This is a genomic window from Micromonospora echinofusca (genome assembly GCF_017614955.1).
Taxonomy (GTDB): Bacteria; Actinomycetota; Actinomycetes; order Mycobacteriales; family Micromonosporaceae; genus Micromonospora; species Micromonospora echinofusca_A.
In genome coordinates, this window is record NZ_WVUH01000039.1 from 1 (window position 1) to 13,769 (window position 13,769).

The 13,769-nt window shown below is 72.1% G+C and carries 7 protein-coding genes; 6 read left to right on the top strand and 1 reads right to left on the bottom strand.

The window, feature by feature from the left end:
• The 5 genes from GSF22_RS07415 to GSF22_RS07435 form a co-directional block, all read left to right on the top strand.
• The coding region (locus GSF22_RS07415; RefSeq protein WP_208812187.1) for a type I polyketide synthase at positions 1-6,947 on the top strand (6,947 nt) is incomplete at its 5' end.
• A gap of 326 nt (positions 6,948-7,273) precedes the next feature.
• A complete protein-coding gene (locus tag GSF22_RS07420; protein WP_208812189.1) occupies positions 7,274-8,113 on the top strand; it encodes an ABC transporter ATP-binding protein in 840 nt (279 codons plus the stop codon).
• A gap of 92 nt (positions 8,114-8,205) precedes the next feature.
• Positions 8,206-8,967 (top strand): ABC transporter permease, encoded by a 762-nt coding sequence (locus tag GSF22_RS07425; RefSeq protein ID WP_244366565.1) that lies wholly within the window; start codon positions 8,206-8,208, stop codon positions 8,965-8,967.
• Positions 8,943-10,121 (top strand): sensor histidine kinase, encoded by a 1,179-nt coding sequence (locus GSF22_RS07430; protein ID WP_208812193.1) that lies wholly within the window; start codon positions 8,943-8,945, stop codon positions 10,119-10,121. Before GSF22_RS07425 ends, GSF22_RS07430 begins: the two co-directional genes overlap by 25 nt.
• The gene (locus tag GSF22_RS07435) at positions 10,118-10,738 is read left to right on the top strand and encodes a response regulator (protein WP_208812195.1); all 621 of its coding nucleotides are present in this window, start codon (positions 10,118-10,120) and stop codon (positions 10,736-10,738) included. Before GSF22_RS07430 ends, GSF22_RS07435 begins: the two co-directional genes overlap by 4 nt.
• Positions 10,739-10,776: 38 nt before the next feature.
• Here GSF22_RS07435 and GSF22_RS07440 read toward each other — a convergent pair whose 3' ends face one another.
• Entirely contained in the window at positions 10,777-11,568 is a 792-nt protein-coding gene (locus tag GSF22_RS07440) for a thioesterase II family protein (protein ID WP_208812197.1), read from the bottom strand.
• 224 nt (positions 11,569-11,792) lie between these two features.
• Between GSF22_RS07440 and GSF22_RS07445 the strand changes: the two genes are divergently transcribed.
• Positions 11,793-13,694, top strand: a complete 1,902-nt coding sequence (locus GSF22_RS07445; RefSeq protein WP_208812198.1) for a LamG domain-containing protein — start codon at positions 11,793-11,795, stop codon at positions 13,692-13,694.
• Positions 13,695-13,769: the final 75 nt, after the last annotated feature.

Genomic DNA, 13,769 nt, shown 5'->3' on the forward strand with positions numbered 1-13,769 from the left:
CCGTCACGCCGACCCCGGTCACCCCGGTCACCACCAGCGGGGCGGTACCCGTCGTCGAGATCACCGGCCCGGCCGACCTCGCCCGGCTCGCCGACCAGCCGCAGGCGATCGGAGTCGCCCGGCTCACGGCCAGCGGGGCGGGTACCCCGCCGCAGCAGGCCCGCCAGCTCTGCGCCGACGTCCTCACCCTGCTCCAGGCGTACCTCGCCGACGATCGGTACGCCGACAGCCGGCTGGTCCTGGTCACCCGGGACGCCACCGTCGACCCGGCCGTCGCGCCGGTGCACGGGCTGGTCCGCGCCGCGCAGGCCGAACAACCCGACCGGGTGGTCCTCGTCGACGGCGACGTACCGCTGGACACGCTGCCCGCCCTGGTCGCCACCGGCGAACCGGAACTCGTCGTCCGCGACGGCACCGCCCACGCGCCCCGGCTGACCCGGGTCACCCCGCCCACCGACGCCCCGGCACCGTGGGCGGCCGACGGCACGGTCCTGATCACCGGTGGTACCGGCGGGCTCGGCGCCCTGCTCGCCCGGCACCTGGTCGACCGGCACGGGGTACGGAACCTGCTGCTGCTCAGCCGCCGGGGCGACGCGGTACCCGGCGCGGCCACCCTGCGCGACGAGCTGGCCGGGCTCGGCGCGTGCGTACGCATCGTCGCCTGCGACGTCGCCGACCGGGCCGCCCTGGCCGAGGTGATCGCCGGGACACCCGACCTGACCGCGATCGTGCACGCCGCCGGGGTGGTCGCCGACGGCACCATCGCCTCGCTCACCGCCGACGGACTCGACCGGGTCTTCGCCCCGAAGGTCGACGCCGCCTGGCACCTGCACGAGGAGACCCGCGACCGGGACCTCACCGCGTTCGTGCTCTTCTCCTCGGCCGCCGGTCAGCTCGACGGCGCCGGGCAGGGCAACTACGCGGCGGCCAACGTCTTCCTGGACGCTCTGGCCCGCCAGCGGCACGCCGAGGGGCGGCCCGCCACCGCCATCGCGTGGGGCCTCTGGGACCACACCGACGGCATGGCCGGCGCGCTCACCGAAGCCGACCTGAACCGGATCGCCCGCTCCGGGCTGCCCGCCTTCTCCACCGCACACGGTCTGGCCATGTTCGACGCCGCGCTGCGCGGCGACACCCCCGCCGTGGTGGCGCTCCGCACCGACCCGGCCGCGCTGCGTCGGCGCGTCGGCGGCGTACCGGCCATGCTGCGTGGCCTGGTCCGGGGTACCTCCCGCCGCCAGGCCCAGACCGAGAACCGGACCGAGAACGACCTGGCCCGACGTCTCGCCGGCCTCGCCCCGGCCGACCGGGACGCCGCCCTGCTCGACCTGGTCCGGACCGAGGTGGCCCGGGTACTCGGGCACGACGGCACCGCCAGCGTCGACGCCGGCCGGGCCTTCCGGGAACTCGGCTTCGACTCGCTCGCCGCCGTGGACCTGCGCAACCGGCTCAACGCGGTCACCGGGCTGCGGCTGCCGGCCACCCTGGTCTTCGACCACCCCAACCCGACCGCGCTCGCCGGGTACCTCGCCACCACCCTGCTCGGCGACGACACCCCGGCCGCCGCCCCGACCCGCCGTACCGCGCCACCCACCGACGAGCCGATCGCGATCATCGGGATGGCCTGCCGGTACCCGGGCGGGATCAGCAACCCCGACGAGCTGTGGCAGCTCGTCGCCGAGGGACGGGACGGCATCACCGCGTTCCCCGAGGACCGGGGCTGGAACGTCGCCGAGCTGTACGACCCGGAGCCCGGCAAGGCCGGCAAGAGCTACACCCGCGAGGGTGGCTTCCTGCACGACGCCGGGAACTTCGACAACGACTTCTTCGGCATCAGCCCCCGTGAGGCGCTGGGCATGGATCCGCAGCAGCGGCTGCTGCTGGAATCGTCCTGGGAGGCCGTCGAGTCGGCCGGGATCAGCCCCGCCTCGCTGCGCGGTACCGACACCGGCATGTTCGCCGGGGTCATGTACCACGACTTCGGCGCCCGGCTCCGCGCCATCCCCGACGACCTGCTCGGCTACGTCGGCAACGGCAGCCTCGGCAGTGTGGTCTCCGGTCGCGTGTCGTACGCCTTCGGCCTGGAAGGGCCGGCGGTCACCGTGGACACGGCCTGCTCGTCGTCGCTGGTCGCCCTGCACCTGGCCGGTCAGGCCCTGCGGTCGGGGGAGTGCTCCCTCGCCCTGGTCGGCGGCGTGACCGTGATGTCCACCCCGGACACCTTTACCGACTTCAGCCTGCAACGCGGTCTCGCCGCCGACGGGCGCTGCAAGGCGTTCGCGGCGGGTGCGGACGGTACCGGCTGGGGCGAGGGCGTGGGTGTCCTCGTGGTGGAGCGATTGTCGGACGCGGTGCGTAACGGGCATCGGATCCTGGCGGTGGTGCGCGGATCCGCCATCAACCAGGACGGTGCGTCGAATGGTCTGACGGCGCCGAACGGTCCGTCGCAGCAGCGGGTCATCCGGGCGGCTCTGGCGTCGGCTGGGATCTCGGCCGCCGACGTGGACGCGGTGGAGGCGCACGGTACGGGTACCAGTCTGGGTGATCCGATCGAGGCGCAGGCGTTGTTGGCGACGTACGGTCGGGGCCGGGTCGACGGTGAGCCGTTGTGGTTGGGGTCGATCAAGTCGAATCTGGGTCACACGCAGGCGGCTGCGGGTGTGGCTGGTGTGATCAAGATGGTGCAGGCGATGCGGCATGGTGTGTTGCCGAGGACCCTGCATGTGGATGCGCCGTCGCCGCACATCGACTGGGAGTCGGGTGCGGTGGAGTTGTTGACCGAGGCGCGGGAGTGGCCGGTCGTGGACCGGCCGCGTCGGGCGGCGGTGTCGTCGTTCGGTATTTCGGGTACGAACGCGCACGTCATCCTGGAGCAGCCGCCGGTGACGGTGGAGGCGCCGGCTACGGGGACCCCGTCCGAGCGGGTGGTGCCGTGGGTGCTGTCGGGTCGTACCCCGGAGGCGGTGCGGGCCCAGGCGGCGAAGCTGGTCTCGTTCGTGGGTTCCGAGCCTGGGCTGTCGCCTCGTGATGTGGCCTGGTCGTTGCTGAACACCCGGTCGACCTTCGAGTACCGGTCGGTGGTGGCCGGTCGTGACCTGGCCGAGTTTGCTGCCGGTCTGGCGGAGGTTTCCCCGGTCGCGGCCGGCGCAGAACCCCTCGGTGCCCTGTTCACGGGTCAGGGGTCGCAGTGGGTGGGGATGGGTCGTGGGTTGTACGACTCGTTCCCGGTGTTCGCGTCCGCGTTCGACGCGGTGTGCGGCGAGCTGGACCCGCTGCTGGATGTGTCCCTGCGGGACGTGGTGTTCGACGGCGTCGGGGATCTTGACCAGACCGGTCTGACGCAGCCGGCGGTTTTCGCGGTCGAGGTGGCGTTGTTCCGGCTGGCCGAGTCGTTCGGCGTCAGGCCGTCGGTGTTCGTGGGTCATTCGGTGGGGGAGATCGCCGCCGCGCACGTGACCGGTGTGTTGTCGCTGGCGGATGCGGCGAGGCTTGTTGCTGCTCGTGGTCGGTTGATGCAGGCCCTGCCGGCGGGTGGGGTGATGGTGTCGGTGCAGGCCACGGAGGCGGAGGTGTTGCCGCTGCTGGCCGACCGTTCAGACGCCGTCGGTGTCGGTGCGGTCAACGGCCCGACCTCGGTCGTCGTCTCGGGTGCGGAGGCTGCGGTCGAGGAGGTCGCGGCGCACTTCCGGGGGTTGGGTCGTAAGACGAAGCGGCTGTCGGTGTCGCATGCGTTCCATTCGCCGTTGATGGCGCCGATGCTGGACGAGTTCCGCACGGTGGTCGCCGGCCTGTCGTTCACGGCCAGCGATGCCACTGTCGCCTCGACGGTGACCGGTGAGTTGACCACCGCGAGCGTGTGGGCCGACCCGGGGTACTGGGTGGAGCACGTCATGGCCGGGGTGCGGTTCGCCGACGCCGTTGCGGCCAGTGGTGTGACCACGTTCGTCGAGATCGGCCCGGACGGCATTCTCACCGCGCTCACCGGGCAGGTGCTGGAAGAGGCCACCGCCGTTCCGCTGGCCCGCAGGGACCGGGACGCTGCGCTGACCTTCACCGCCGGACTCGGCAGTCTCTGGGCAAGCGGCATCACCGTCGACTTCTCCGCCCTGATCGCGGGTGGGAAGCGGGTCGACCTGCCGACGTACGCGTTCCAGCACCGGCACTACTGGCTGGAGGTCGGTGACTCCGGCCCCGGCGACGTCTCGGCGGCGGGTCTCGCCGCCGCCGGGCACCCGCTGCTCGGTGCGGCGGTCACCCTGCCCGACTCGGACGGCCTGGTGCTCACCGGCCGGATCGGGCTGGACACCCACCCGTGGCTGGCCGACCACGCCGTCTCCGGTGCGGTACTGATGCCGGGGGCCGGCTGGGTCGATCTGGCCCTGTACGCCGCCGACGAGGTGCTCCGGGTCACCGGGGAAGCGGGTGACCTGCACCTGGAGGAGTTGACGCTGGAGACCCCGCTGGTGCTGCCCGAGCGGGGTGCGGTGCACCTGCGGGTCACCGTGGCCGGGGCCGACGAGACCGGCCGCCGTACCGTCAGCATCCACTCCCGTCCGGAGGCCGCCGAGGCGGGCCGACCGTGGACCCGGCACGCCACCGGCAACCTCTCCGCCGAGCCGGCCACCACCGACGTCGACCTGTCCGCCTGGCCGCCCGCCCAGGCGCAGCCGGTACCGGTGGACGACCTGTACGACCAGTTGGCCACGGTCGGGCTGGAGTACGGGCCGGTGTTCCAGGGGCTGCGGGCCGCCTGGCGGGACGGGGAGACCGTCTACGCCGAGGTGGCGCTCCCCGACGAGGCGGTCCCGGACGCGGCCGGGTACCCGCTGCACCCGGCCCTGCTGGACGCGGCGCTGCACGCCATCGGTCTCGGCGGTGCCCCGGCCGAGCGGGCCGAGCTGCCGTTCGCCTGGGCCGGCGTCCGGGTGTACGCGCTGGGTGCCACCGCACTGCGGGTACGGGTCACCCGGGCCGAGGGGGAGAGCTTCCGGCTGGACCTGGCCGACGCCATCGGCGCGCCGGTGGCCACGGTGGACTCGTTGGCGCTGCGTCCGGTCACCCCGGAACAGTTGCACCAGGGCGACAGCGGGCAGCCGGACCTGTACCAGGTGGACTGGACAGCGGTTGCCGCCGACACCGACCCGGGCTGGGCGGTGGGCAAGGTACCCGTCCTCACCGGGGCGCCGGACCTCACCGACGCCGTCCCGCAGTCCGGGGTGGTGCTCGCCCGCTGGTCGTACCCGGCCGGCACGGACGTCGCCGAGGCGACCCACGCCGCCGCCCGCTGGGCGCTGGACCTGGTCCGGGCCTGGTTGACCGGGGAGCGGTTCGCCGACGCGAAGCTGGTCGTCCTCACCGAGGGCGCGGTGGCCGCCACCCCGGCCGACCAGGTCGACGACCTGGCCGGCGCGGCGGTCTGGGGGCTGCTCCGCGCGGCCCAGGCCGAACACCCGGACACCTTCGTCCTCGTCGACACCGACGGCAGCCCGGACGCGCTGCGGGCGCTGCCGGCGGCGGTCGCCACCGGCGAACCGGAGCTGGCGCTGCGTGGTACCCGCGTCCACGCCCCCCGGCTGGCCCGGGCCACCGCCGCCGTACCGGACGGCGTGGTCTGGCCGGTGGACGGCACGGTCCTGGTCACCGGCGGTACCGGTGGACTGGGCGCGCTCTTCGCCCGGCACCTGGTCACCCGGCACGGCGTCACCGATCTGCTGCTGGTCAGCCGGCGGGGTACCGACGCGCCGGGCGCGGTGGAGCTGCGCGAGGAACTCGCCGGACTCGGTGCCCGGGTCACTGTCGCCGCCTGCGACGTGACCGACCGGTCCGCGCTGGCCAGGCTGATCGCCTCGATCCCGGACGGTCGTCCACTGCGTGCCGTGGTGCACACCGCCGGGGTACTCGACGACGGGCTGGTCGAGTCGCTGACCGCACCGCGACTGGCGACCGTACTGCGCCCCAAGGCCGACGCGGCCTGGGCGCTGCACGAGCTGACCCGGGAACTGGAGTTGACCGCGTTCGTGCTCTTCTCCTCGGTGGCCGGGATCCTCGACGGCACCGGGCAGGCCAACTACGCGGCGGCGAACGTCTTCCTGGACGCGCTGGCCGCCCACCGCCGCGCCAACGGTCTGCCGGGGACCTCGCTGGCCTGGGGGCTCTGGGACGAGCCGGGCGGCATGGCCGGTGGCCTGACCGACGCCGACCTGGCCCGGATCGCCGCCACCGGCGTGCTGCCGCTGTCGGCGGCGGCCGGTACCGCCGCGTTCGACACCGCGGTCGCCTCGGACACCGCCCTGCTGGTGCCGGTACGCCTCGACCTGACGGCGGTCCGCAACCGGCCGGCCGGCGTGCCACCGTTGCTGCGTGGCCTGGTCCGTACCCCGGTCCGCCGGGCCGCGTCGACGGCGAAGGCGACCCCGACCGGTGGGCTGGAACAGCAGCTCGCCGACCTCGGCCCGGCCGAACGTGAGGCCGCCGTGCTGGACCTGGTCCGTACCCAGGTCGCGGCGGTACTCGGGCACAGCGGCCCGGAGGCGATCGACCCGGCCAAGGGCTTCGGGCCGCTCGGTTTCGACTCCCTCGCGGCGGTGGAGCTGCGTAACCGGTTGACCTCGGCGACCGGGCAGCGGCTACCCGCCACCCTCATTTTCGACTACCCGAACGCGGGCGTACTGGCCGGCTTCCTGGCCGGCAAACTGGCCCCGAAGCAGGCGGCCCGGGTGCCGCAGTCGATCGACGAGGAACTGGCCGGGCTGGAGCAACTGCTGCTGCGGGCCGCCCCGGACGAGGCCGAGTACGGCCGGGTCGCGGCCCGGTTGCGGGAGCTGACCGGGTTGTGGACGGAACGGTTCGCGCCGGCCGAGGTGGCCCAGGAGCGCGAGGAGTTGGAGTCGGCCAGCGTGGACGAACTCTTCGACATCCTCGACAACGAGTTGGAGCTGTCGCCGTGACCCGGTGACGTGGAAGCTGTCGCCGTGATCCGGTGACCGGTCGAGCAGGGCCGCCGCCGTACCCCACCCGGGTGCGGAGGTGGCCCTGACCGCGTTCCGGCCCGGCCGCGTTCCTGCGTCGCGCAGCGGCTCCGGGAAGACATTCCACCGCGATGCCGATACCTGTCAGGCATAAAAATGCCGGAGCGGTATCGGGCTCGTCGTCGTTGTGGGCCCCGCCGGTCACCACTGTCCGCCGGTGACACGGTTGTCCACCGACCGGTTGACAGCCGGATTCAATCTGGCGGTCGTCCCTGGTGGCACCCCCTCCGGGACAGCATTGATGCATGACAGTCATCAGTGCACGCGGCCTCCGCAAGACGTACGGCGCGAACGTGGCTGTGGACGGCATTGACCTGACCGTGGCGCGCGGCGAGGTGTTCGCGCTGCTGGGACCGAACGGTGCGGGCAAGACGACCACGGTCGAGATCCTCGAAGGTCACCGTCAGCGGGACGGTGGCGAGGTGAAGGTCCTCGGTGAGGACCCCGGCACCGCCGGCCGGGCCTGGCGGGCCAAGCTCGGCATCGTCCTCCAGACCGCCACCGACGCCGCCGAACTCACCGTCCGCGAGACGGTCCGCCACTTCGCCAAGTACTACCCGAGCCCCCGGGACCCCGACGAGGTGATCGACGTGTGCGGGCTGGCCGAGAAGGCCGGCGCCCGGGTACGCAGCCTCTCCGGTGGTCAGCGGCGCCGGGTGGACGTGGCGCTCGGCATCATCGGCCGCCCCGAACTGCTCTTCCTCGACGAGCCGACCACCGGTTTCGACCCGGAGGCCCGGCGCCAGTTCTGGTCGCTGATCCGCCGGCTGGCCAACGAGGGCACCACCATCCTGCTCACGACCCACTACCTCGACGAGGCCGAGGCGCTCGCCGGCCGGCTCGCCGTCGTCGCCCGGGGCAGGCTGATCGCCGAGGGCACCCCGCAGACCATCGGCGGCCGGTCCACCGTGGCGGCCACCGTCACCTGGCGGGACAGCAACGGCGAGCACCGCGAGGAGACCAGCGACCCGGTGGAGTTCGTCGCGAAGCTCACCGCCCGTGGCGACAGGACCATGTCCGACCTGCGCGTACACAGCCCCAGCCTGGAAGACATCTACCTCGACCTGATCGGAGAACGGGTATGACCAGCACCGCCGTTGTCGACGCCCCGGCGCGGACCGGGTCGACGCGTACCCCGCGCCTGCCGTCCACCCTCCAGGTCGGCCTCTCCCGGGGCATGATCGAACTGAAGCAGTTCTTCCGGCAGAAGGACGCGGTGATCTTCACCTTCGCCTTCCCGGCCTTCCTCACCTTCATGCTCGGCACGATCTACGACGAGCCGGCACACGGCACCGACGTGACGATGAGCCAGATCTTCGCCGCCGGCATGATCGCGTACGGCATCCTCTCCACCGCCTTCATCAGCATGGGCGTGGGCATCTCCGTCGACCGGGAGGACGGCACCCTCAAGCGGCTGCGCGGTACGCCCGTCACCGCCGGGGCGTACTTCATCGGCAAGATCATCCTGGTCGCGGTGGCCGCGATCGCCGAGACGGTGCTGCTGCTCGCGGTCGGGGTGCTCCTCTTCGACGTGGAACTGCCCACCGACCCGGCCCGCTGGCTCACCTTCGCCTGGCTGCTGCCACTGTCCATCGTGAGCTGCACCCTGCTCGGCATCGCCGCCAGCTCGCTGGCCCGGTCGGCGAAGAGCGCCCCGGCGGTGCTCAACCTCCCGGCCATCGGACTGCAGTTCATCTCCGGGATCTTCGTCCACATCGCCGCGCTGCCCGACGCGATGGTGCAGGTGGCAGCATTCTTCCCGGTCAAGTGGATGGGACAGGGGTTCCGGTCGGTGTTTCTTCCGGACAGCATGGCGGCACAGGAGGCGGCAGGAGCATGGGAACACGGCATGACGGCACTGGTCCTGGGGGCCTGGTGCGTGATCGGTCTGGTGCTCTGCCTGGTGACGTTCCGGTGGACCGAGCGCCGCACCCGGTAGCCCCGAGCCACTGGCGCTGGATCTGGGACCTCTACTTCGCGGTCTGCCTGGTGGTGGTCCTGGTCCTGGTCGTCGAGGAGCAAGCGGTCTCCCTCCCCGCCCGGCTGGCGGCGGCGGTCCTGCTGAGCCTGATGGCTCTCTGGTACACCGCCTACGGCCGGGCGGCCGTCCGTGGCGCCGACGGCAGCCGGGAAAGCTGGATCTTCGTCGGGGTGGCGGCCCTGCTCTTCCTGGCCGCCGTCGCGTTCGTACCCACCAGCACCTTCGCCCTGCCGGTGATCTGCCCGATGGTCTTCCTGGCCCTGCCGCTGACCCGGGCCGCCCTGGTGGTGATCCTGCTCAACGTGCTGCCCCCGGCGATCACCGCGATCCACGCCGGCACCCTGGCCCGGGTACACGACCTGCTCCCGATCGCCGTCCTCGGGGTGATCTTCGCGCTGCTCGTCGGCGCGTACATCGACCGGATCGCCGGTCAGAACGACGAACGCGCCCAGATCATCGCCGAGTTGCAGGCCCGGCGGGCCGAGGTGGCCCGGCTCTCCCACGAGGCCGGCGTCGCCGAGGAACGGGCCCGGCTGGCCGCCGAGATCCACGACACCCTCGCCCAGGGCTTCACCAGCATCATCACCCTGATCCAGGCGGCCGAGTCGGAGGCCGACACCGACCGGGACGCCGCGTACCGGCACCTCGGGATGGCCGTCCGGACCGCCCGGGAGAACCTGGCCGAGGCGCGGGCCATGGTCACCGCGCTCACCCCGACCAGCCTGCGCACCGAGACCCTCGCCGACGCGATCGGCCGGCAGGTAGACCGGCTCGCCGAGGAGACCGGCATCGGCGCCGAGTACGAGGTGGACGGGGTCACCGGCGAGCTGCCCACCGCGGTCGAGGTGGTGCTGCTACGGACCGTCCAGGAGACCCTGGCCAACGTACGCAAACACGCGCACGCCTCGGACGTGGCGGTGCGGCTAAGCTTCACCGACACCTCGGTGACCCTGACCGTGACCGACGACGGGATCGGGTTCGACTCCACCACCGGCTCGCACGGGTTCGGGCTACGCGGCATGCGGGCGAGGGCCGAGCAGATCGGCGCCACCCTGGAGATCAGCAGTGTGCCGGGGGAGGGCACCACCGTCCGGCTGGAGGCGAGCAGATGATCACGGTGTTGCTGGTGGACGACCACCCGGTGGTCCGCGACGGGTTGCGCGGCATGCTCAACTCCGAGCCGGACATCACCGTGGTCGGCGAGGCCGGCTCCGGGCTGGAGGCGGTCGCCATGGCCCGGGCACTGCGCCCCGACGTGATCCTGATGGACCTGCGGATGCCCGGCATGGACGGCGCCGACGCCACCGGACTGATTCTCGGCGAGTCCCGGGCCAGCCGGGTGGTCGTGGTGACCACCTACGAGACCGACTCGGACATCCTCCGCGCCGTCGAGGCCGGTGCCTCCGGGTACCTGCTCAAGGACGCCACCCGGACCGAACTCACCAACGCGGTGCGGGCGGCCAGCCGGGGCGAGACCGTGCTCGCCCCCTCGGTCGCCGGGCGGCTCGTCCGGCAGGTCCGCAACCCGGTCACCCAGACGTTGTCGGCCCGGGAGGTGCAGGTACTCGGCCTGGTCGCCAAGGGCCAGACCAACGCCGAGATCGGCCGTACCCTGCACATCAGCGAGGCGACCGTGAAGACGCACCTGCTGCGTACCTTCAACAAGCTGGACGTCTCGGACCGCACGGCGGCGGTCACCACCGCGATGGAACGCGGCCTGCTGCCCTGACCGCCCTTTGCTGGACGCTGCCCGCCTGCCGGGTCGTCTCAGTAGCGGGCGGCGCTCACCGGTGTCGTCACCCCGGCGTTCTGCACGGCGGTCAGGTGGTCCGCGATCAGCCGGATCACGTCCGCCGCGTGGGTGTTCAGATAGAAGTGCCCACCGGGAAAGAGTCGCAGCGTGAAACTGCGGGTGGTGTGCTTCTCCCAGACCCGGGCCTCCGCAGCGGTCACCTTCGGGTCGATGTCCCCGAGTAGCGCCACGATCGGGCAGTCCACCTTGGCCTCGTCGTGCCGTTGGTACGTCTCGATCGCCCGGTAGTCGCTGCGCAGCGCCGGCAGGATCATCCGCAGCAGGTCGTCGTCGGCCAGCAGGGACGCCTCGGTCCCCTCCAGCTTGTGCAGCTCGGCGATGAACTGCGGCTCCGGGAGCAGGTGGTTCGTCTCGTGGCGGACCGTCGAGGGGGCCCGGCGCCCGCTGGCGAACAGCCCCGTCGGGACGATCCTCTTCGCCTTCAGCCGCAACGTCACCTCGTACGCCAGGATCGCGCCCATGCTGTGCCCGAAGAAGGCCACCGGCAGATCCGTCCAAGGCAGGACCGCCTCGGTGATCTGGTCGGCCATCTCTCCGATCGTCGGCGGGCACGGCTCGGCACGGCGGTCCTGCCGGCCCGGGTACTGCAACGCGACCACGTCGAAACGGGGGGAGAGGGTCCGGGACACCGGGAAGAAGTAGCTGGCCGAGCCGCCCGCGTGCGGGAAGCAGACCAGCCGGGTACGGGCCGACGGCGCCGGATGGAACCGGCGTACCCAGGCGGTGTCCTTGGTCTCGGTGGTCATCGCAGGCCCCTCTCTGGCAGTACCCGTCGACCCTAGCGGCCGTGGCCGCTCATCGATCCCCTAAGTCGTCCCCTATCCACTAGGCCGGCAACGACTGTTACAACGGTGAATAACGGTTGGCATCGATCGGCTGAGCTGCCATGATCGCCCGGCGTGCCGGTCCGGTGACCACGTTCTCCGCTGCCGACCGGTGCGATTTCGATGTCCTCAGTCCGGAAGGTGACATGACGCTCATCCGTCCCCAGGTTCCCCACCACCCACAGCCGGTACGGGCCACGCCGGCCCGGCTGGCCCTCGCCGGCCTGCTCTCCCTGCTCCTGATCCTGGTCGGGGCGCCCGCGCTGGCCCACACGACCCCGTTCACGGTCACCGTCACGGTCGACTCGGCACCGGCCGGTGCGGACCAGCCCGGCACCTTCACCATCTCGTCCACCGAGCCCACGGTGACGAAGTTCCGGTACGGCTGGGGCTTCGCCGGCACCGAGGTCGCGGCGACCGGTACCACCGTCCGGTCCGCCACGGTGACCCTCGACGCGCCGCACTACGGGACCGATTTCCTTGCCGTCGCGGCAGTCGCCGAGGACGGCCACGAGGCCCGCGCCACGCTGGCGGTCAGCGTCCCCGAGCCGGCCGGTCCGGTCGGCTGGTGGTTCCTGGAGGCGTACCCGGGGGTGACCCAGACCCAGGCGCTCGCCGACCAGCAGGCGGCCTTCCGGGGGGACACCCCGCTGACCGGTACGAACATCACCTGGGCCGACGACACCCGCCTGATCGGCGGCCAGACGTCCGCCTTCAACGGCACCTCCGCCTACCTGAGCGCCGCGCCGCAGGTGATGGACACCTCCACCGCCTTCTCGGTCGCCACCTGGGTCCGGCTGACCGACAAGTCCGCCGACCGGGCGGTCGCCGGCAAGGAAGCCTCCGGGTACGAGTCGTTCGGGCTGGGCTACCGCAAGCAGACCGACCGGTGGACCGTGGTCATGCCGTCGAAGACCTCCGGACCGGGCATCACGTGGTCGGTGGCGCAGTCCACCACCCCGGCCCGGCTCGGTCTCTGGACCCACCTCGCCACCTCGTACGACCCCGTCGCGCAGACGCTCCAACTCTGGGTCAACGGGGTGCTGGAGGCGACCGCAACCGGGGTGACCGGGTTCAACGATCCGCAGGGCGAGTTCCGGCTCGGCAACGTGCACACCTGGTGGTGGCACGGCAACCTGGCCGGCGCCCGGGTGTACGACCGGACGCTGACCGCAGCCGACTTCACCGGCCTGCTGGAGGCGGAACCGGGCGCCGGTCAGACGGACCGTCTGGGTCTCCTGCACCCGGTGCAGGTAGCCGATTTCTTCGGCGCCGGGATGTCCTGCTACGAGGCTACGGATGACCCGGATCTGTGCGTTGCGCGCGACGGCACCCCCTTTTACCGCCGGTTCCTGCTGACCCCCGGCACCCTCATGGGTGACGGCCAGAGCGGGGAGGGCATCGTGTTCGACGGTACGCACTGGGTCGAGGATCCGTACGACCCGCACTACGGTGAGGCCACCCAGGAGTACGGCCGCTCCCAGAAGCAGACCGGAGACTGGGGCAACTGGGTCTGGCAGGACACCCCGATCGTCCGGACCGACCAGTCGTTCACCCTGTCGGTGTGGACGAAGCTGGACCCGGCACAGGGGGCGCAGACGATCGTCTCGCAGGAGGCCGCCGGGCAGAGCGGCTTCACGCTGTCGTACCGGCCGGACAACGGGGGACAGTGGGTGTTCCGCCACCGCGACGACGCCACCGACCCGAGCAGCACTGCTGCGACGACCCTGGTCGCTCCGGCTGTCGACCCGACCAGGTGGCACCACTTGGTGGTGACCCTCGATGTGCCGAATCGGCAGCTCAAGCTGCACGTCAACGGCGTACCGGCCCAGACTGCGACCATGAACGCGGCCTGGCAGCCGTGGGCGGCGACCGGCCCGGTGCTGATGGCCCGTTCCACCACGCCCGCCGGGCCAGCCGAATGGCTGCACGGCACGATCGACGACCTGGAGTTCTACCATGGCGCTCTCGCCGAGAAGTGGGTGCTCAACCTCTACCGGCAGCAGGTGATTGCTCCACCGCCTCCGCCTTCCGCCAGCGGTAGCTGACCGGTAACTGACGACAGGGGCGGGTCCGTTCGGGCCCGCCCCTTCGTTGCGTCTGCGGCCGGCTCTGGTCGGTTG